Genomic DNA, 18,933 nt, shown 5'->3' with positions numbered 1-18,933 from the left:
GTCGGGGTCCTTCTGCGTGTACGCGCTATATGCTCAGGCGCCGTGCTTCGCCGCGTAGTAAGCGGCGCCGACGATGCCAGCGGTGTTCAGGAGCTTCGCGGGAATCATCGGGGTCTTCAGATCCAGGAGAGGCATGAACTTCTCGTGGTTTTCAGACACGCCGCCGCCGACCACGAACAGGTCGGGGTTGAGCAGGAACTCAACGTGGCCGTAGTAGCGCTGGAGACGCTGTGCCCACTGCTCCCAATTGAGGCCCTGGAGGGTCTTTTGACCGGAGGAAGCCATCTTTTCAGCGTCGTGACCATCGATCTCCAAGTGCCCGAGCTCGGTATTGGTCAGGAGGGTGCCGTTGACGATGATGGCGGAGCCGATGCCGGTACCCTGAGTGGTGAAGACGATGACTCCATCGCGGCCCTTAGCGGCTCCGTAGGCGACCTCGGCGATACCGGCGGCATCCGCGTCATTGAGTGCGACGACCGCGCGGCCGAGATAGCGCTCCATGAGCTCGTCGACATCAACGTTCACCCAGGACTGGTCGAGGTTCGCCATGTAGGGGATCACGCCGTTAAAAACGGGGGCAGGGAAGGTGACGCCGATCGGCACGCCGACCTTCACGTCGAGCTGGTTGATGACCTCGCGGCACACTGCGGCAACAGCGTCGGGTGTTGCGGGATCTGGGGTAGGAATACGAATCTGCTCGCCGATGTATTCACCGGTTTCCAGATCGACGAGCGCACCCTTGACGCCCGATCCGCCGATATCGATGCCGCATGCGACCTGAGCCATGACCCCTCCTCGGGTAATGAAATCCTGTTGTCAACGGGCCCCTGAAGCCCGTCGTACGTGAATTGTAAGGGATACCACGAGTAATAGCGAAGCCCGCTTCAGACTGTGAGAGTCAGAAGCGGGCCTCGGCCAACGTGTGTCAGGGAAGGGTAAGGATTTCGGCTCCATCCTCGGTGACAACAATCGTGTGCTCGAACTGGGCCGTGCGGGAGCGGTCAGCGGTGACGATCGTCCAGTCGTCATCCCACTGCTCCCATTCGACGGTGCCGAGGGTCAGCATCGGTTCGATGGTGAAGACCATGCCCGGCTCCATGACGGTGTTGTATGAAGGCGCAGCATCGTAGTGGGGGACGATGAGGCCAGAGTGGAAGGCTTCGCCGACGCCGTGCCCCGTGTAGTCACGGACCACGCCGTAGTCGAAGCGCTTCGCGTAGGCTTCGATGACGCGGCCAATCACGTTGATTTCGCGGCCCGGGCCGACGGCCTTGATGCCACGCATCATGGCGTTCTTCGTGCGTTCGATCAGCAGGTGGGACTCCTCGTCGACTGTACCGACTTCGAACATCGCGCACGTGTCGCCGTGGACGCCGTCTTTGTAGGCGGTGATGTCGATGTTGATGATGTCGCCGTCCTCGAGTGGACGGTCGTCGGGGATGCCGTGGCAGATGACCTCGTTGATCGAGGTGCAGATGGACTTGGGGAAGCCCATGTATCCCAGGCACGACGGGTAGGCGTCGTGGGCGATCAAGAATTCGTGGCCGATGCGGTCGAGCTCCTCCGTGGTGACGCCCGGTGCGATGGCGGCGCCGACGGCTTCGATCGCGCCCGCGGCGATGCGACCGGCCTCGCGGATCTTCGCGATGGTCTCGGGGCTCTTGATATCCGAGGCCGTGACCCGCTCGGGTCCGTCGTGGAACATGTACTCGGGCCGCTCGATGTGCTCGGGCACGGCTCGCATGGGCGAGACGTGGCCAGGCTTCAGCGTGCCGAGGGGCGCACGACGAGCGAGTGCAGATGCTTCCATGGGGTGTTCCTCCTACGAACGGGTGGCGTCAGTCGTTCTTGTAGTTGTCGGGGCCGGGGAAAGAGCGCTCGCGCACGGCTTCCACGTAGTCGGACGCGGCCTCGCGCAGGGCCGCTCCGAGCTGGCCGAACTGACGGACAAACGAGGGCGTCCAGTCGGAGTAGCCGGCCATGTCGGACCACACGAGCACTTGTCCGTCCGTGTTCGGGCCTGCGCCGATGCCGATCGTCGGGATGGCGAGGCTGGCGGTCAGCTCGGTCGCGATTCGCGCCGGCACCATTTCGAAGACGACCGCAAAGGCTCCTGCCTTTTCGACGGCCTCGGCGTCGCGGCGAAGCGCATCGGCGCCAGCTCCACGCCCTTGCATGCGCGGTCCGCCCAGCGTGTTTTCAGACTGGGGTGTGTAACCGAGGTGTGCGCAGACGGGGATGCCGGCCGTGACGAGGGCCTCGATGATGTGTGCGCGGCTTTCACCGCCCTCGAGCTTGACGGCATGTGCCCCTGCCTTCATCAGGCGCGTGGCGGAAGCGAAGGCATGCTCGGGAGAATCCTCATAGGTACCAAAGGGCAGGTCTGCGACAATCATGGCGCGCGAGGTCGAACGTGCGACGGCTGCGGTGGCGCGCTCCATGTCCTCCAGAGTGACGGGTAGCGTTGAACGATGGCCGAGAATCACGTTGCCCAGCGAATCGCCGACGAGGAGCATATCGACACCCGCTGCCTCGAGGATCGGGGCGGTGAGCGCATCGTAGGCGGTGAGCATTGTGAGCGGGATGCCCTCGGCTTTGGCGCGCGCGATGTGCTGGATCCGCACGCGTTTGGCGGAAAACAGGGCGGGCGTGGGCGACGAGGCCGTGGCGCCTTCCTCCGGTTGCGTTATGTGAGACACGGGATTCCTTTAGTGAGCTCATAGATGGCGCGAGAGCGCATTCACGTCTTACAGGGTAGCGCGCCCGTGGATCCGGTGAGCTGTGAGGATAGGCGAACGGGTAGGATGGTGGGCGGTGCGCGTGATGCGCGCAGTAATGACCCCAGATGGAAAGAAGAAGGAAGCAGGACATGGCTGGCAATGCCCCTGACCTTGATCCTCTTGATGAGGCAGCCGTCAACGCCGTTCGCGAGGCAGGCCTTGCTGATATCGCGGCTGCGGATTCGCTGGACGCCCTGAAGGCTGTTCGAGCCGCGATTCTCGGAGATCAGGCCCCGCTCGTCACCGCGAATCGTACGATCGGTAAGCTGGAGCCCGCGCAGCGCGGACTCGCCGGAAAGAACCTCGGACAGGCGCGCAAGGCCCTCACCGAGGCCCTCGAGGAGCGCAAGGCTGTCCTTGCTGCCGAGCACGAGGCCCGCATGCTGGTCGAGGAGTCGGTCGACGTGACGCTGCCGACCGCGCGTCGTACGGCGGGTGCGCGTCACCCCCTGGAGACCCTCATGGAAGAGGTTGCGGACTTCTTCGTGGCGATGGGCTGGGATATCGCCGAAGGCCCGGAGATTGAGCACGAGTGGTTCAATTTTGACTCGCTCAACTTCGACATCGATCACCCCGCGCGCCAGATGCAGGACACGCTCTACATCGACGGCCGTAGCGTCGGCGCCGAGACCGAGGACGGCGCTCACCTGGTGATGCGCACGCACACCTCCCCGGTCCAGTCCCACGCAATGCTGTCTCGAGGTGTTCCGCTCTACGTGGCGTGCCCCGGTAAGGTGTTCCGCTCCGATGCACTCGATGCGACCCACACTCCGGTGTTCCACCAGGTTGAGGGCCTCGCCGTCGACAAGGGGTTGACTATGGCTCACCTGAAGGGTGTTCTCGACCACTTCGCGAAGGCGATGTTTGGTCCCGAGGCGAAGACGCGTCTGCGTCCCTCGTACTTCCCGTTCACCGAACCCAGTGCGGAAATGGACCTGTGGTTCCCCCAGAAGAAGGGGGGCCCCGGTTGGATCGAGTGGGGTGGTTGCGGCATGGTCAACCCGAACGTGCTGCGCGCGAACGGTATTGATCCCGAGGTCTATTCGGGCTTCGCGTTCGGCATGGGCATCGAGCGCACGCTGATGCTGCGCCACGGTATTGCCGACATGCATGACATCGTTGAGGGAGACGTTCGCTTCTCCCAGCAGTTCGGAGTGAATGGAAGGGGTAACTGACATGCCTATGGTCCCGCTGAGCTGGCTGGCCGATCACGTCGACGTTGTCGAAGGGACGGACGCCGCCGCCCTCGCTGCCGCCCTTGTGAAGGTTGGCCTGGAAGAGGAAGAAATTCATCCCGCACGCGTGACCGGACCGCTCGTCGTCGGTCGCGTCCTGACCCGCGTGGAGGAGACCGCCTCCAACGGCAAGGTCGTCAACTACTGCCGCGTGGATGTCGGTCAGTACAATGACGCCCCCGGTACTGGCAAGGAGCCGTCGGAGCTGCCCAGCCGCGGCATTATCTGCGGCGCCCATAACTTCGACGTCGACGACCTCGTCGTCGTCTCCCTTCCCGGCGCGATTCTGCCCGGTGATTTCCAGATCGCAGCGCGTAAGACCTACGGCCACGTCTCGGATGGCATGATTTGCTCCGCTCGTGAGCTTGGCCTGGGCGAGGACCACTCTGGCATCATCGTGCTGCCGAAGTATTTCCCGGACCGTGAGATTCCCGAGGTCGGCACGGATATCGTGTCGTGGCTGGGGCTGGGTGAAGAGGTCCTGGAGATTAACGTGACTCCGGACCGTGGTTACTGCTTCTCGATGCGCGGCATTGCCCGCGAGTACTCGCACTCGACGGGTGCCTCGTTCCGTGATCCCGGCCTGCCTGGCGTGATTGCGAGCGAGCCGCCGGCTGCGAACTCCGATGGCTTCCCGGTTGTCTTCTCCGATGATGCCCCGATCCGTGGACGCGTCGGCGTGGATCGCTTCGTTGCGCGCATCGTTCGTGGCACCAACCCCAATGCTCCGACGCCTCGATGGATGGTCGAGCGCCTTGAAGCTGCGGGCATGCGCTCGCTGTCCTTGGCTGTCGACATCACGAACTACGTCATGCTGGACCTTGGCCAGCCGATGCACGCCTACGACCTCGGTGACCTTGCTGCCCCGATCGTCGTGCGCCGTGCTCGCGCAGGTGAAACGCTGGTGACCCTGGATGAGGAAAAGCGCGAGCTCGACCCGCAGGATCTGCTGATCACCGACTCGCCGGAGGGTGAGGGCTCGCGCATTATCGGTATCGCAGGTGTCATGGGTGGCGCCTACTCCGAGGTCAGCGAGAACACGACAGACATCCTGTTCGAAGCCGCGCACTTTGACGCCGTGTCTGTCGCGCGTAGCTCCCGTCGTCACAAGCTGCACTCCGAGGCCGCAAAGCGGTTCGAGCGCGGCACCGATCCGGCGCTGCCCGCAGTTGCTGCGCAGCGCGCCGTTGAGCTGCTGGTCCAGTACGGCGGTGGCACAGTCGATGAGGGCGTGACGGATATCGATCAGCGCGGCGAGGCCGTTGTCATCGCGCTGCCCGTCGGTGAGGTTGAGCGCCTGACCGGTGTGGCGCACAGCCCGGAGCGTATCGCCGAGCTGCTGCGCACGGTGGGCTGCGTCGTTGAGGGACCGGAAGGCGGCGTGTTCACCGTGACCGCCCCTTCGTGGCGTCCCGACCTGACTCTGTCGGCCGACCTCGTCGAGGAAGTCGCACGCCTTGACGGCTACGACAACATCCCCGTGATCATGCCGACGGCACCCGCTGGCCACGGTCTGACGACCGCGCAGAAGGCGCGTCGACTGGCTGCTTCAACGCTGGCCGATGGGGGACTGGTCGAGGTTGAGTCCTACCCGTTCGTGTCCGATACGTGGGATCGTCAGGGCATTCCCGAGGATGATCCCCGCCGCGAGGCTCTGCGCCTGCGTAACCCCATGGCGGATGATTCGCCGTGGCTGCGTACCACGGTCCTCGACACACTCCTCGATGTCGCCGGTCGCAACGTATCGCGCTCCAATGCGGACGTCGCGATCTTCGAAGTCGCCAAGGTTGCTCGTCCCGCCGGCACCGTTCCGGCTGACCTACCCAGTGCCGATGAGCGTCCCTCCGACGAGGTGCTCGCGGCGCTCGAGGCGGGTATTCCGGCTCAGCCGTGGCACATCGGTGGCGTCTTGACGGGTTCGGCCGTTCCGGCTGGCGTCCTGGCGAACGCCCGTGCCTTTGATTGGGCGGACGCCCTGGAGTACGTGCGTCGTGTGGCCTCCGCTCTCGGCGTACGCGTCGAGGTCACCCGCGCCTGGATGGACCGGGTGCCCGCGCACAAGGGTGCTCCGATGCCCGCTCCGGCAACGGATCCGGCCGCGGTTGCCCCGTTCCACCCCGGACGTGTTGCGCGCGTCTTCGTGCGTGCGGGCCGCGACCTCGTAGACGTCGCTCTTGCGGGCGAACTGTCGCCTGCCGCGTGCCGAGCGTTCGGCCTTCCCGCGCGTTCGTGCGCCTTTGAGATCGATATGGACTCTCTCATCTCCCAGATGAGTGATCAGCCTATCCAGGTCAAGGGCGTCTCGACCTTCCCGCTCGCCAAGGAAGACATCGCTCTCGTCGTGCCGTCGGATATCCCCGCCTCACGCGTCGAGCAGATCGTGCGCCAGGGCGCCGGTCAGCTTGCAGAGTCCGTGACGCTCTTCGATATCTACGAAGGCGACCAGGTCCCCGAGGGCTATCGTTCGCTCGCGTTTGCGCTGCGTCTGCGCGCAGCCGATCACACGCTGACCGCGAAGGAATCGTCGAAGGTTCGTGAGCAGGTCGTCGCGAAGGCTGCCAAGGTATTGGGCGCGTCCCTGCGCGCCTAGTCAACTCTGGCGCTCGACCGGTCGATTCGGTGGTGTGGCACCCCACTCATTTGGGGCGTTGTGCCCACCGATTCGACCGGTCTTCGCTTTACCATGGGTACATGCACATCCTTGTTACTGCAGCATCAAAGCACGGGGCGACGGACGAAGTCGCCGACGCCATTGCGAAGCGTTTGGAGGCGGCGGATTTTACCGTTGATCGTCTTGCACCCGCTGATGTGACCACGGTCGATCCTTACGATGCGGTGGTCGTCGGCTCTGCCGTCTACATCCTTCAATGGATGCCCGAGGCACACGAATTTATGGAGCGCTTTCAGGATCAACTGCGTGACAAGCAGGTCTGGGCTTTCTCCGTCGGTATGAACGGCGTGCCCAAGCATTCTGAGCAGGACGCTAACCGTGTTGGGCCGCTGCTCACTCACGTCAATTGTCGTGAGCTGCGTACGTTCCCTGGTCGCTACAAGCCGGCGCTGCTGTCGCTGCGTGAACGTTCGATCGCGCGCCTGGCTGGTGTCGTCGAGGGTGATTTCCGCGATTGGGACGCTATCGAAGCGTGGGCCGATGAGATTGCCGCCCAGCTGCGTGCCTGAGAGTTTTGACGGCAAGCGGGTGAGGGACTTCCCTCACCCGCTTGCTTATTTATATGCATGAAGGTGTATAATCATGCATATGAGTGCAACACCTGCGTTTCCGAGCACGAAGAGTGCACGGCACGAGATGATCCGAGATCTTCTGGCCGCCGAGTCCATCGGCAGCCAGGAGGGCCTGCGCGCCCGCTTGGCGGAGCGCGGGATTGACGTCACCCAGACGACCCTGTCCCGCGACCTGATGGACCTGCGTGCGACGAAGATTCGTGACGCTTCAGGCGCTCTCATCTACACGGTGCCCGATCACGATGGTGGTCTGACGCACGACGCTGAAGCGGCCAACGTTCGCCTCGCGCGCTGGTGTCAGCTTCTCCTTGTCACCTCCGTGAAGGTGGGGAACCAGCTGGTCCTGCGGACGCAGGTCGGAGCGGCCAATCTGCTCGCCTCATCTATCGATGCTGTCAGGCGTGATGAGATCGCAGGAACGATCGCCGGCGACGATACGATCCTCGTCATCTGCCGCAGCGAAGAAGGAGCCGCTGAGGTGGAACGCTCACTGCTGGCCCTCGCAGAACCTGGCGCACTCCCCGAAAATTAGCCCCTGCCTCGTACCGTCGAGCGGTTTGGCGCAACGAATCCACCAATTGGAAGGAACCCACATGTCGAGCAATGATCGCGTCGTCCTGGCGTATTCAGGTGGCCTGGACACCTCTGTCGCTATCGGATGGATCGGGGAACAGACAGGCCGAGAGGTCGTCGCTGTTGCCGTTGATGTCGGCCAGGGCGGTGAGGACCTGGAGGTCATTCGCCAGCGAGCACTCGATTGTGGAGCCGTCGAAGCGTACGTTGCGGATGCGCGCGATGAGTTTGCTACCGAATACTGCATGCCCGCTTTGAAGGCAAACGCGCTCTACGAAGGCAAGTACCCCCTCGTGTCGGCGCTGTCGCGTCCCGTTATCACCAAGCACTTGGTGAAGGCCGCGCGCGAATTTGGCGCGACGACGGTCGCTCACGGCTGCACGGGTAAGGGCAACGACCAGGTCCGCTTCGAGGTCTCGATTACCTCGATGGCGCCCGACATGGACTGCATTTCCCCGGTGCGTGACCTCGCGCTCACGCGTGACGTCGCGATTGAGTACGCCGAGAAGCACAATCTGCCGATTGAGACGACGAAGCACAACCCGTTCTCTATCGATCAGAACGTGTGGGGTCGTGCCATCGAAACGGGCTTCCTGGAAGACCTGTGGAATGCGCCGACGAAGGACGTCTACAACTACACTGATGATCCGACCTACCCGCCGCTGCCCGACGAGGTCGTCATTACGTTCGACAAGGGGATTCCTGTCGCCATTGACGGCCGACCGGTCACGCCGCTCGAGGCCATCCAGGAGATGAACCGCCGCGCTGGCGCTCAGGGTATCGGCCGTATCGACATGGTCGAGGATCGTCTGGTCGGTATCAAGTCCCGTGAGATTTACGAGGCTCCCGGTGCCGTCGCGCTCATCGAGGCGCACCAGGCGCTGGAGGCGGTCACGCTGGAGCGGATGCAGCGTCGCTACAAGCGTCAGCTGGAGCAGACCTGGGGTGAGCTCGTGTATGAGGCACAGTGGTACTCGCCGCTGAAGAAGTCGATGGACGCGTTTATTGAGCACACGCAGCAGTACGTCTCTGGTGATATCCGCATGGTGCTCCACGGTGGTCGCGCGACCGTGAATGGACGCCGTTCCGAGTCCTCTCTCTACGATTTCAACCTGGCGACCTACGAGACCGGCGATACCTTCGATCAGTCCTCCTCGCGCGGTTTCATTGATATCTACGGCCTTCAGTCTAAGCTCGCTGCGGCTCGCGACGTGCGCTTTGGCGTGAACATGGGTTACTGAGCACTTGGTTGAGGGCGTTCTCACAGAGAATGTCTCAGTTGGGTTTCAAGAGGCGGGAGCGGCGAGAAGGCTGCTCCCGCCTCGCTTAGTGTTTCGTGTATGACGTATGAGGCGAGCACTGTGAGCGATGCCGTGGGGAGCGACGGAGATGATGCCCTGCGCACGCGCATGATGCGCTACACGGTTGCTGCAATGTTTTTCGCCGGCTTTGCCGGTAAGGGAATTCGTGGCATCTTCGGCGATATTGGTTCGCTCATGCCGATGCTGATTCTGCTTGTTTCCTTCGTTGTGCTCTTCCGTATCTCGGGCCGCTCACTGTTGCTCCGTCGCTTCCCGACGACGACATGTCTGTTCGTTGCGTGGTGTGCCCTCTCGTGCTTATGGTCGGTGGCGCCGTTTCAGAGTGCCCAATACGCCGTCCTGTCCGTGTCGCTGACCCTCGTCTCGATTGCTGTGGCTGTTGCGTTGCCGCTCACGGAGCTCGTTGGTGCGTTGATTCTGGCATTCCAGTGGATCATCGGCTCTTCTTTCATTCTCGAGGCGCTGGTTGCTTTCTTCGGGAATGGTCCGCTCGCTCCTCCTATCATGTGGGGGAGAGGACTCCTCCCTGCCTCTTACTACTGGATCGATGGCATGCTCCTCAAGGGAGGGCCGATCCAGGGTTTTCCCGGTAATAGGAATCCCCTCGCGTTTGTCGCGTTGCTGCTGGCGGTGTGCCTGATTCTGCGCTATATGCAGACGAAGCGATCACGCCTTGCGACATGTCTGTGGCTCGGCGCATGCGGTGGTGTCCTGTTGCTGACGCAGTCTGCGACGGTTGCTCTCTCCACGGTTGGATGCCTGCTTGTGATCGCGGGTCTTGTTGTCCAGCGTCGCGTTCCGGAGCACCTTCGTCTCCGAGTCGTCGGCGGTTTCGCTGGCTGTGGTGTTATCACTGCGATCGCAGCATTCTTCTGTCGTCATATGATCGCCGATGCTTTCGGTCGTAGTCCCGACATGAGTGGGCGCTCCGTCATCTGGCATGCCGTCGCTCCACTGGTTGCGCAGCGTCCGATCGGTGGCTGGGGTTGGTTCATTGGGTGGCCCACGCAGATGGAGCCGTTTGCCTCCCTCGTTATCCGTCCTGATGGCACTCCGACTAATCAGGCGCACAACGTCTATGTTGAGGCTGCTCTGACGACGGGTTTTGTCGGCGCCACCATGATCACCGTTGCGATTGTCTGGACGCTGTACCGCGTCGTGAAAGTAGCGGTTGCTCATATCGACGACAACCTGTGGGACGTCATTCCCGCTGTCATTATGATCGCGATGTTTATCCAGTCTTTCACGGAGTCTCGTCTGCTCTTCGAAGGCAATTGGATGCTTTTCGTCATCATCGCGACGTGGGTGAAGGTGCGTGGTGAGGTCCCTGTCGTGTGGCCTTCGGCAGCTCGCCAGCATCTCGAATATTCTTAAACGATAGAGAAAGCGTCGTCGTTACCGACCCAGGAGGAACCTCATGTCGCAGTCCGAAACACACGTCTCCCTGTGGGGTGGCCGTTTTTCCGGAGGCCCTTCGCAGGCGCTTGCTGCGTTGAGCGTGTCGACGCATTTCGACTTCCGTCTGGCGCACGTCGATATCGCCGGTTCGCATGCGCATGCTGACGAGCTGCATCGTGTTGGGCTGCTGACTGACCAGGAATGCGCGGATATGCATGACGCTCTCGCCCGCCTTGATGCCGATGTCGCTTCGGGTGCCTTCGTGCCATCAGTTGACGACGAGGATGTGCATACGGCGCTGGAGCGTGGCTTGATGGAGCGCGCTGGGGCCACGCTGGGAGGCAAGCTGCGAGCTGGCCGCTCCCGTAACGACCAGATTGCAACGCTGATTCGCGTGTACCTGCGCGAGGAGGCCCGTCACCTGGCGGGTCGCGTCCTGGACATCGCGCAGGCACTGCTCAGCCAGGCGGTGCGCGCCGGAGACGCTGTCATGCCGGGGCGCACCCACATGCAGCATGCGCAGCCGGTTCTCGTCGCGCACCATCTGATGGCGCACGTGTGGCCGCTCCTGCGTGACGTTGCGCGTCTGCGTGACTGGGACAAGCGTGCGGCGATCTCTCCGTATGGATCCGGTGCCCTGGCCGGTAACACGCTCGGAATGGATCCCCGCCGGATTGCTGCCGCTCTGGGCTTTGCCGATTCCGTTGAAAACTCGATCGACGGTACTGCCTCGCGTGATGTTGTTGCCGAGTTTTCCTTCGTGTGCGCACAGATCGGTATCGACATTTCGCGTCTGTGCGAGGAGATCGTCATCTGGAATACGAAGGAGTTCGGCTACGTGACGCTGGACGACTCGTACTCCACGGGTTCGTCGATCATGCCCCAGAAGAAGAACCCCGACGTTGCGGAGCTTGCTCGCGGTAAGGCTGGTCGGCTCATCGGTGATCTGACTGGCTTGCTCGCGGTCCTGAAGGGTATTCCGCTCGCGTACGATCGTGATCTCCAGGAGGACAAGGAGCCGGTGTTCGATCAGATCGACACTCTCGACGTTCTCTGTCCTGCCGTCGCCGGCATGATCGATACGATGACCATTCATCTGGAGCGCCTCGAGGAGCTAGCTCCCCAGGGCTTCTCGCTTGCTACCGACATCGCAGAGTGGCTCGTCAAGCAGGGGGTGCCCTTCCGCGATGCGCACGAGATTTCCGGTGCGTGCGTGCGGCTGGCCGAGGCCAGGGGAGTGGAGCTTGCCGACCTGACCGACGAGGAGCTCGCCCAGGCCTCGTCCTCGCTGACCCCCGAGGTGCGCTCCGTGCTCACCGTCGAAGGTTCCGTGGGTGCGCGCCTGGGCCGCGGTGGTACCGCCCCCGAGCGGGTACGCGAGCAGATCGCCGAGGCCGAGGCTGGCCTCGCTGGGGCGCGCACGTGGGCGGCCTCGGCGCTTCGTTAACACCCCTACTCGCAAGCCGATACACTAAGACGGTATTCATCATTCATCCGTCGAATCCGCAAGGAAGGACAACTTTCGTGACAGATATCCTGGACGAACTGCAGTGGCGTGGGCTGCTCGCTCAGCACACCGACCTCGAGGCGCTTCGTGAGCACCTGGCCGCCGGACCTGTCACCTTCTATTGCGGCTATGACCCGACTGCCCCTTCCCTTCATCACGGCCACCTCGTGCAGCTGATCGTCATGCGCCACCTGCAGCTCGCTGGCCATCGGCCGCTCGCACTCGTGGGCGGTGCGACTGGGCAGATCGGCGACCCGCGCCAGAGCGGCGAACGCCAGCTCCAGTCGACCGAGGTCGTCAAGGGATGGGCGGACCGCCTGCGTTCGCAGATCTCTCGCTTCCTTGATTTCGAGGGACCTGCAGCTGCGACGATGGTGAACAACCTGGACTGGACCCAGGAGATGAGCGCCATCGATCTGCTGCGCACCATTGGTAAGTACTTCCGTGTGGGCACGATGCTCAACAAGGACATCGTCGCGCGTCGCATCGCATCGGATGAGGGCATCTCCTACACGGAGTTCTCCTACCAGGTACTCCAGGCCAACGACTTCCTTGAGCTCTACCGTCGCCACGGGTGCACGCTTGAGACCGGCGGAAACGACCAGTGGGGCAACATGGTCGGCGGTGTCGACCTGATCCGTAAGGTTGAGGGCGTTGACACCCACGTCATGACGACCCCGATCATCACGAAGGCGGACGGCACGAAGTTCGGTAAGTCCGAGGGTGGCGCCATCTGGCTCGACCCGGAGATGATGACCCCGTACGCCTTCTACCAGTTCTGGCTCCAGGTCGCGGACGATGATGTCGTGCGCTTCCTGAAGATCTTCACGTTTAAGTCGCGTGAGGAGATCGAGGCGCTGGCCGTTGAGGTTGCTGAGCGTCCCCACCAGCGTGCCGCCCAGAAGGCCCTAGCTGCGTCCGTCACCGAGCTTGTGCACGGCAGTGAGCAGCTTCAGCGCGTTCTGGCGGCGACCGATGCCCTCTGGGGTGGCGGTGACATCCGGGATCTGGACGAGGCTACCCTGGCAGCTGCGACTGCCGACCTGCCGCGCGCGTCGGTGACAATCGGTGAATCCACCGTGGCCGATGCTCTCGTTGCTCTCGGCTTCGAGAAGGGCAAGACAGCTGCCCGTCGCACGATCTCCTCCGGTGGTGCCTCCATCAACAATGTGAAGGTGGAGGATCCCGAGGCCGTTCTGCGTGAGGAGGACGTGCTCGCGGGTGGACTGGCTCTCATTCGCAAGGGCCGCAAGAATCTCGCCGTGCTCGAACTGAGCTAACACTTCCGTAGAAGAGGGCGCCCGATGAGAATCGGGCGCCCTCTTTTCGTTGTGTTTGTTGGGTTTGTGGGGTGTGTGTTGGGGGTCACGGTGTTTTGGTTTGACTTTGGGTGTGGGGGTGAGTAGATTATTCACCTGTCGCCGCGAGCTTGTGAGTGGGTTTGTGGTGGTGGTTCACTGCTTTGGTGGCTGGGTTTTGTGGCTTGGTTGTTGGGGTGTGTGGGTGTTGTTTGTGAACTCGATAGTGTGTTTGTTTGTTTTTTATGCCTGTTTTTTGTTTTTGAGTGTTTTTGGTTGGGATTGCTGGCTGGCCTTGTTTGGTTGGTTGGTTTTTCTGGGCTTTAACGTTTTTGTTTTTGTTCGGAGAGTTTGATCCTGGCTCAGGACGAACGCTGGCGGCGTGCTTAACACATGCAAGTCGAACGCTGAAGCCCAGCTTGCTGGGTGGATGAGTGGCGAACGGGTGAGTAACACGTGAGTAACCTGCCCCCTTCTTTGGGATAACGCCCGGAAACGGGTGCTAATACTGGATATTCACTGATCTTCGCATGGGGGTTGGTGGAAAGGTTTTTTCTGGTGGGGGATGGGCTCGCGGCCTATCAGCTTGTTGGTGGGGTGATGGCCTACCAAGGCTTTGACGGGTAGCCGGCCTGAGAGGGTGACCGGTCACATTGGGACTGAGATACGGCCCAGACTCCTACGGGAGGCAGCAGTGGGGAATATTGCACAATGGGCGAAAGCCTGATGCAGCGACGCCGCGTGAGGGATGACGGCCTTCGGGTTGTAAACCTCTTTCGCTCATGGTCAAGCCGCAGCTTTGGGTTGTGGTGAGGGTAGTGGGTAAAGAAGCGCCGGCTAACTACGTGCCAGCAGCCGCGGTAATACGTAGGGCGCGAGCGTTGTCCGGAATTATTGGGCGTAAAGGGCTTGTAGGCGGTTGGTCGCGTCTGCCGTGAAATCCTCTGGCTTAACTGGGGGCGTGCGGTGGGTACGGGCTGACTTGAGTGCGGTAGGGGAGACTGGAACTCCTGGTGTAGCGGTGGAATGCGCAGATATCAGGAAGAACACCGGTGGCGAAGGCGGGTCTCTGGGCCGTTACTGACGCTGAGGAGCGAAAGCGTGGGGAGCGAACAGGATTAGATACCCTGGTAGTCCACGCTGTAAACGTTGGGCACTAGGTGTGGGGGCCACCCGTGGTTTCTGCGCCGTAGCTAACGCTTTAAGTGCCCCGCCTGGGGAGTACGGCCGCAAGGCTAAAACTCAAAGGAATTGACGGGGGCCCGCACAAGCGGCGGAGCATGCGGATTAATTCGATGCAACGCGAAGAACCTTACCAAGGCTTGACATGCACGGCGACACTGCAGAGATGTGGTGGCATTTAGTTGGTCGTGTGCAGGTGGTGCATGGTTGTCGTCAGCTCGTGTCGTGAGATGTTGGGTTAAGTCCCGCAACGAGCGCAACCCTTGCCCTATGTTGCCAGCACGTGATGGTGGGGACTCGTGGGGGACTGCCGGGGTTAACTCGGAGGAAGGTGGGGATGACGTCAAATCATCATGCCCCTTATGTCTTGGGCTTCACGCATGCTACAATGGTTGGTACAGAGGGTTGCGATACTGTGAGGTGGAGCGAATCCCTTAAAGCCAGTCTCAGTTCGGATTGGGGTCTGCAACTCGACCCCATGAAGGTGGAGTCGCTAGTAATCGCAGATCAGCAACGCTGCGGTGAATACGTTCTCGGGCCTTGTACACACCGCCCGTCACGTCACGAAAGTTGGTAACACCCGAAGCCCATGGCCTAACCGTTTTTGCGGGGGGAGTGGTCGAAGGTGGGATTGGCGATTGGGACGAAGTCGTAACAAGGTAGCCGTACCGGAAGGTGCGGCTGGATCACCTCCTTTCTAGGGAGCCCAGTTTTGTGGGGGACGATCATTGCGCCTGTTGTGGGTGTGTGGTTGTTTTCTTGTGCCTGCATGTGTACGCCACCTGATGTGGGTGGTGGGTGTGGGTGCGTTTCGTGGGTTGGGCATATAAAGTTTTTAGCAGATGAGCACACTGTCGGGTTCACGTTCAACACCGTGTGAGCGTCCGCCGCTTGTTGTGGTGGTTGCCTGCATGCCCGGCCTGGATCGTTTGTGGTTTGGGTGTCTGGGTGTGTGTGGTGGGTTGTTTGTGATTTGTATAGTGGTTGCGAGCATATTTGTTCTGTACTGTTTTTTGTGTTTTGTTTAGTTTTATTGGGCATTCGGTGGATGCCTTGGCATCAAGAGCTGATGAAGGACGTTGCGGCCTGCGATATGCCTCGGGGAGCTGGCGAGCGAGCGTTATTATCCGAGGGTGTCCGAATGGGGGAACCTAACCTGGGTTGTGCTGGGTTACCATCATCTGAACGTGTATAGGGTGGTGGGGGGAACGCGGGGAAGTGAAACATCTCAGTACCCGCAGGAAAAGATATTCCGTGAGTAGTGGCGAGCGAAAGCGGAGGAGGCTAAACCAGATGCGTGTGAGAGGCGGCGGCCGTTGCGTGTTTGGTGTTGTGGGGCCACATCGGATCCTTCTGCCGGGGGGTCGCGCGTGTTGTTGCTGGGAGTTGAACAGTCTGGGATGGCTGACCGTAGAGCGTGAGAGTCGTGTAAGCGGACCGGTGGCAGGGCGTGTGGGTGTGGTACCCGAGTAGCGCGGGACTCGTGAAATCTCGTGTGAATCTGCCAAGACCACTTGGTAAGCCTAAATACTACTTGATGACCGATAGTGCATAGTACCGTGAGGGAATGGTGAAAAGTACCCCGGGAGGGGAGTGAAATAGTACCTGAAACCGTGTGCCTGTAAGCCGTCAGAGCCTTGTGGGGTGATGGCGTGCCTTTTGAAGAATGAGCCTGCGAGTTAGTGATACGTGGCGTGCTTAACCCGTGTGGGGTATGCGTAGCGAAAGCGAGTCTGAAAGATGGCGTTTGTCGCGTGTTCTAGACCCGAAGCGGGGTGATCTACCCATGGTCAGGTTGAAGCAGAGGTAAGACTGTGTGGAGGACCGAACCCACCAGGGTTGAAAACCTGGGGGATGAACTGTGGGTAGGGGTGAAAGGCCAATCAAACTCCGTGATAGCTGGTTCTCCCCGAAATGCATTTAGGTGCAGCGTCGCGTGGTCCCTGGTGGAGGTAGAGCTACTGGATGGCCGATGGGCCCTATGGGTTACTGACGTCAGCCAAACTCCGAATGCCATTAGGTGTAGCGCGGCAGTGAGACTGCGGGGGATAAGCTTCGTAGTCGAGAGGGAAACAGCCCAGATCATCAGCTAAGGCCCCTAAGCGTACGCTAAGTGGGAAAGGATGTGGAGTCGCGGTGACAACCAGGAGGTTGGCTTAGAAGCAGCCATCCTTGAAAGAGTGCGTAATAGCTCACTGGTCAAGTGGTTCTGCGCCGACAATGTAGCGGGGCTCAAGCGTACCGCCGAAGCTGTGGCAACAACACGCAATGCTGGCGCCAGGAACTGGAGTGCTGGTGTGTTGTTGGGTAGGGGAGCGTCCTGCACGAGGTGAAGCCTGGAGGGAACTTCTGGTGGATTGTGTGGGAGTGAGAATGCAGGCATGAGTAACGAATCTGCGGTGAGAATCCGCAGCGCCGATTGACTAAGGGTTCCAGGGCTAGGTTTATCCGCCCTGGGTTAGTCGGGTCCTAAGGCGAGGCCGACAGGCGTAGTCGATGGACAACCAGTTGATATTCTGGTACCGCGTTATGACCGCCCATGCTGAAGTCATTGTGCTAACCAATTTGCTCACGCCGCCACTAAGCCTTCGGGTTTGTTGGTGTGTGTGGGTCTTGGGGCCCCGGTGATTGTAGGCAAGCGTGTTAACAGGGGTGACGCAGACAGGTAGCTGCAGTGCGCCGATGGTTGTGCGTATTTAAGGTTGTGGCCCGCCGCCCAGGTAAATCCGGGGGGCATGGAGGGTGAGAACTGATGAGGGACACACGCGTGTGTGGACTTGTGGTGATCCTATGCTGCCGAGAAAAGCCTCGACGTGAGGGCATAACGCGCCCGTACCCTAAACCGACTCAGGTGGTCAGGTAGAGTATACCGAGGCGTTCGAGTGAATCGTGGTTAAGGAACTCGGCAAAATTCCTCCGTAACTTCGGGATAAGGAGGACCCCGTGACTTCCCCGTGCCTTGCGCGCGGTGTGGGGTTGTGGGGTCGCAGAGAATAGGGAGAAGCGACTGTTTATCAAAAACACAGGTGCGTGCGAAGCCGTAAGGCGATGTATACGCACTGACGCCTGCCCGGTGCTGGAAGGTTAAGAGGAACCGTCAACACTCCTTGTGGGTGTGAAGCGGTGAATTTAAGCCCCAGTAAACGGCGGTGGTAACTATAACCATCCTAAGGTAGCGAAATTCCTTGTCGGGTAAGTTCCGACCTGCACGAATGGCGTAACGACTTCTCCGCTGTCTCAACCGCGAACTCGGTGAAATTGCAGTACGAGTAAAGATGCTCGTTTCGCGCAGAAGGACGGAAAGACCCCGGGACCTTTACTATAGCTTGGTATTGGTGTTCGCTTGGACTTGTGTAGGATAGGTGGGAGACTGTGAAGCTGCCGCGCCAGCGGTGGTGGAGTCGTCGTTGAAATACCATTCTGGTTCAAGCGGTCACCTCAACCTAGACCCGTGATCCGGGTTGGGGACAGTGCCTGGTGGGTAGTTTAACTGGGGCGGTTGCCTCCTAAAATGTAACGGAGGCGCTCAAAGGTTCCCTCAGCCTGGTTGGTAATCAGGTGGCGAGTGCAAGTGTACAAGGGAGCTTGACTGTGAGACCGACGGGTCGAGCAGGTGCGAAAGCAGGAACTAGTGATCCGGCCATGGCACGTGGGTGCGTGGTCGCTCAACGGATAAAAGGTACCCCGGGGATAACAGGCTGATCTTGCCCAAGAGTCCATATCGACGGCATGGTTTGGCACCTCGATGTCGGCTCGTCGCATCCTGGGGCTGGAGTTGGTCCCAAGGGTTGGGCTGTTCGCCCATTAAAGCGGTACGCGAGCTGGGTTCAGAACGTCGTGAGACAGTTCGGTCCCTATCCTCTGTGCGCGCAGGAAACTTGAGAAGGGCCGTCCCTAGTACGAGAGGACCGGGATGGACGAACCTCTGGTGTGCCAGTTGTACCGCCAGGTGCATGGCTGGTTGGCTACGTTCGGAAGGGATAACCGCTGAAAGCATCTAAGCGGGAAGCCTGCTTCAAGATGAGGTTTCCACGCCCCCACTGTGGGGTGAGAGGCCCCCGCCAGACTAGCGGGTTGATAGGCCAGAGGTGGAAGCACCGCGAGGTGCTCGTGAGCCGACTGGTACTAATGGGCCAACACTAAACAACACCCAACACACAAACAACGTTGGGGTGAACAAAAACCAGGCAACGAAACAGCCGCAACCACTATACAAACCACGATCAACCCACACCCCACCAAACACGGTGAGGGGAGTGTTGAACACCAATTCTTGTGGTGGTCATAGCACCGGGGAAACGCCCAGCCTCCATTCCGAACCTGGAAGCTAAGCCCGGCAGCGCCAATGGTACTGCAACCGCCAGGTTGTGGGAGAGTAGGACACCGCCACAACAC

11 protein-coding genes and 3 rRNA genes are annotated in these 18,933 nt (G+C 60.8%); 11 read left to right on the top strand and 3 right to left on the bottom strand.

The window, feature by feature from the left end; all coding sequences use genetic code 11:
* Window positions 1–33: 33 nt before the first annotated feature.
* From ppgK to panB, 3 genes are all read right to left on the bottom strand, one after another.
* Window positions 34–786 carry a polyphosphate--glucose phosphotransferase gene (gene ppgK, locus HMPREF1478_RS05210; RefSeq protein WP_016461036.1) on the bottom strand — a complete coding sequence of 251 codons (753 nt, stop codon included), beginning with the start codon at window positions 784–786 and terminating at the stop codon, window positions 34–36.
* 139 nt (window positions 787–925) lie between these two features.
* Window positions 926–1,810: a type I methionyl aminopeptidase gene (gene map, locus HMPREF1478_RS05205; RefSeq protein ID WP_016461035.1), complete on the bottom strand. Its 885-nt coding sequence runs from the start codon at window positions 1,808–1,810 to the stop codon at window positions 926–928.
* Window positions 1,811–1,838: 28 nt separating this feature from the next.
* Window positions 1,839–2,699, bottom strand: a complete 861-nt coding sequence (gene panB, locus HMPREF1478_RS05200) for a 3-methyl-2-oxobutanoate hydroxymethyltransferase (protein WP_016461034.1) — start codon at window positions 2,697–2,699, stop codon at window positions 1,839–1,841.
* 170 nt (window positions 2,700–2,869) lie between these two features.
* On the opposite strand from panB, the gene pheS reads away from it, so the two are divergent.
* The 11 genes from pheS to rrf all read left to right on the top strand — a co-directional run bounded on the left by pheS (window position 2,870) and on the right by rrf (window position 18,930).
* Window positions 2,870–3,955 carry a phenylalanine--tRNA ligase subunit alpha gene (gene pheS / locus HMPREF1478_RS05195; protein WP_016461033.1) on the top strand — a complete coding sequence of 362 codons (1,086 nt, stop codon included), beginning with the start codon at window positions 2,870–2,872 and terminating at the stop codon, window positions 3,953–3,955.
* Between the two features lies 1 nt (window position 3,956).
* Window positions 3,957–6,605: a phenylalanine--tRNA ligase subunit beta gene (pheT, locus tag HMPREF1478_RS05190; RefSeq protein ID WP_016461032.1), complete on the top strand. Its 2,649-nt coding sequence runs from the start codon at window positions 3,957–3,959 to the stop codon at window positions 6,603–6,605.
* A gap of 101 nt (window positions 6,606–6,706) precedes the next feature.
* Window positions 6,707–7,195, top strand: coding sequence for a flavodoxin domain-containing protein (locus HMPREF1478_RS05185; RefSeq protein ID WP_016461031.1), 489 nt, complete (start codon window positions 6,707–6,709; stop codon window positions 7,193–7,195).
* 73 nt (window positions 7,196–7,268) lie between these two features.
* Entirely contained in the window at window positions 7,269–7,790 is a 522-nt protein-coding gene (argR, locus tag HMPREF1478_RS05180) for an arginine repressor (RefSeq protein WP_016461030.1), read from the top strand.
* Window positions 7,791–7,851: 61 nt separating this feature from the next.
* The gene (locus HMPREF1478_RS05175; RefSeq protein WP_016461029.1) at window positions 7,852–9,072 is read left to right on the top strand and encodes an argininosuccinate synthase; all 1,221 of its coding nucleotides are present in this window, start codon (window positions 7,852–7,854) and stop codon (window positions 9,070–9,072) included.
* A 99-nt stretch (window positions 9,073–9,171) separates the two neighbouring features.
* The gene (locus HMPREF1478_RS05170; protein WP_034475225.1) at window positions 9,172–10,527 is read left to right on the top strand and encodes an O-antigen ligase family protein; all 1,356 of its coding nucleotides are present in this window, start codon (window positions 9,172–9,174) and stop codon (window positions 10,525–10,527) included.
* 43 nt (window positions 10,528–10,570) lie between these two features.
* On the top strand, window positions 10,571–11,998 hold the full coding sequence (gene argH, locus HMPREF1478_RS05165; protein WP_016461027.1) for an argininosuccinate lyase: 1,428 nt from the start codon (window positions 10,571–10,573) through the stop codon (window positions 11,996–11,998).
* Between the two features lie 77 nt (window positions 11,999–12,075).
* The gene (gene tyrS / locus HMPREF1478_RS05160; RefSeq protein ID WP_016461026.1) at window positions 12,076–13,338 is read left to right on the top strand and encodes a tyrosine--tRNA ligase; all 1,263 of its coding nucleotides are present in this window, start codon (window positions 12,076–12,078) and stop codon (window positions 13,336–13,338) included.
* Between the two features lie 357 nt (window positions 13,339–13,695).
* Window positions 13,696–15,235 (top strand): 16S ribosomal RNA (locus HMPREF1478_RS05155).
* 324 nt (window positions 15,236–15,559) lie between these two features.
* A 23S ribosomal RNA gene (locus tag HMPREF1478_RS05150) occupies window positions 15,560–18,686 on the top strand.
* Between the two features lie 126 nt (window positions 18,687–18,812).
* Window positions 18,813–18,930, top strand: a 5S ribosomal RNA gene (gene rrf, locus HMPREF1478_RS05145).
* The 16S, 23S and 5S rRNA genes sit together here, the layout of an rRNA operon.
* Window positions 18,931–18,933: the final 3 nt, after the last annotated feature.

Origin of the sequence: Actinomyces sp. HPA0247, assembly GCA_000411415.1 — a bacterium.
Lineage (GTDB): Bacteria > Actinomycetota > Actinomycetes > Actinomycetales > Actinomycetaceae > Pauljensenia.
Note: the sequence above shows the minus strand (reverse complement) of the source record. Positions and strands in the feature narration are given on the sequence as shown.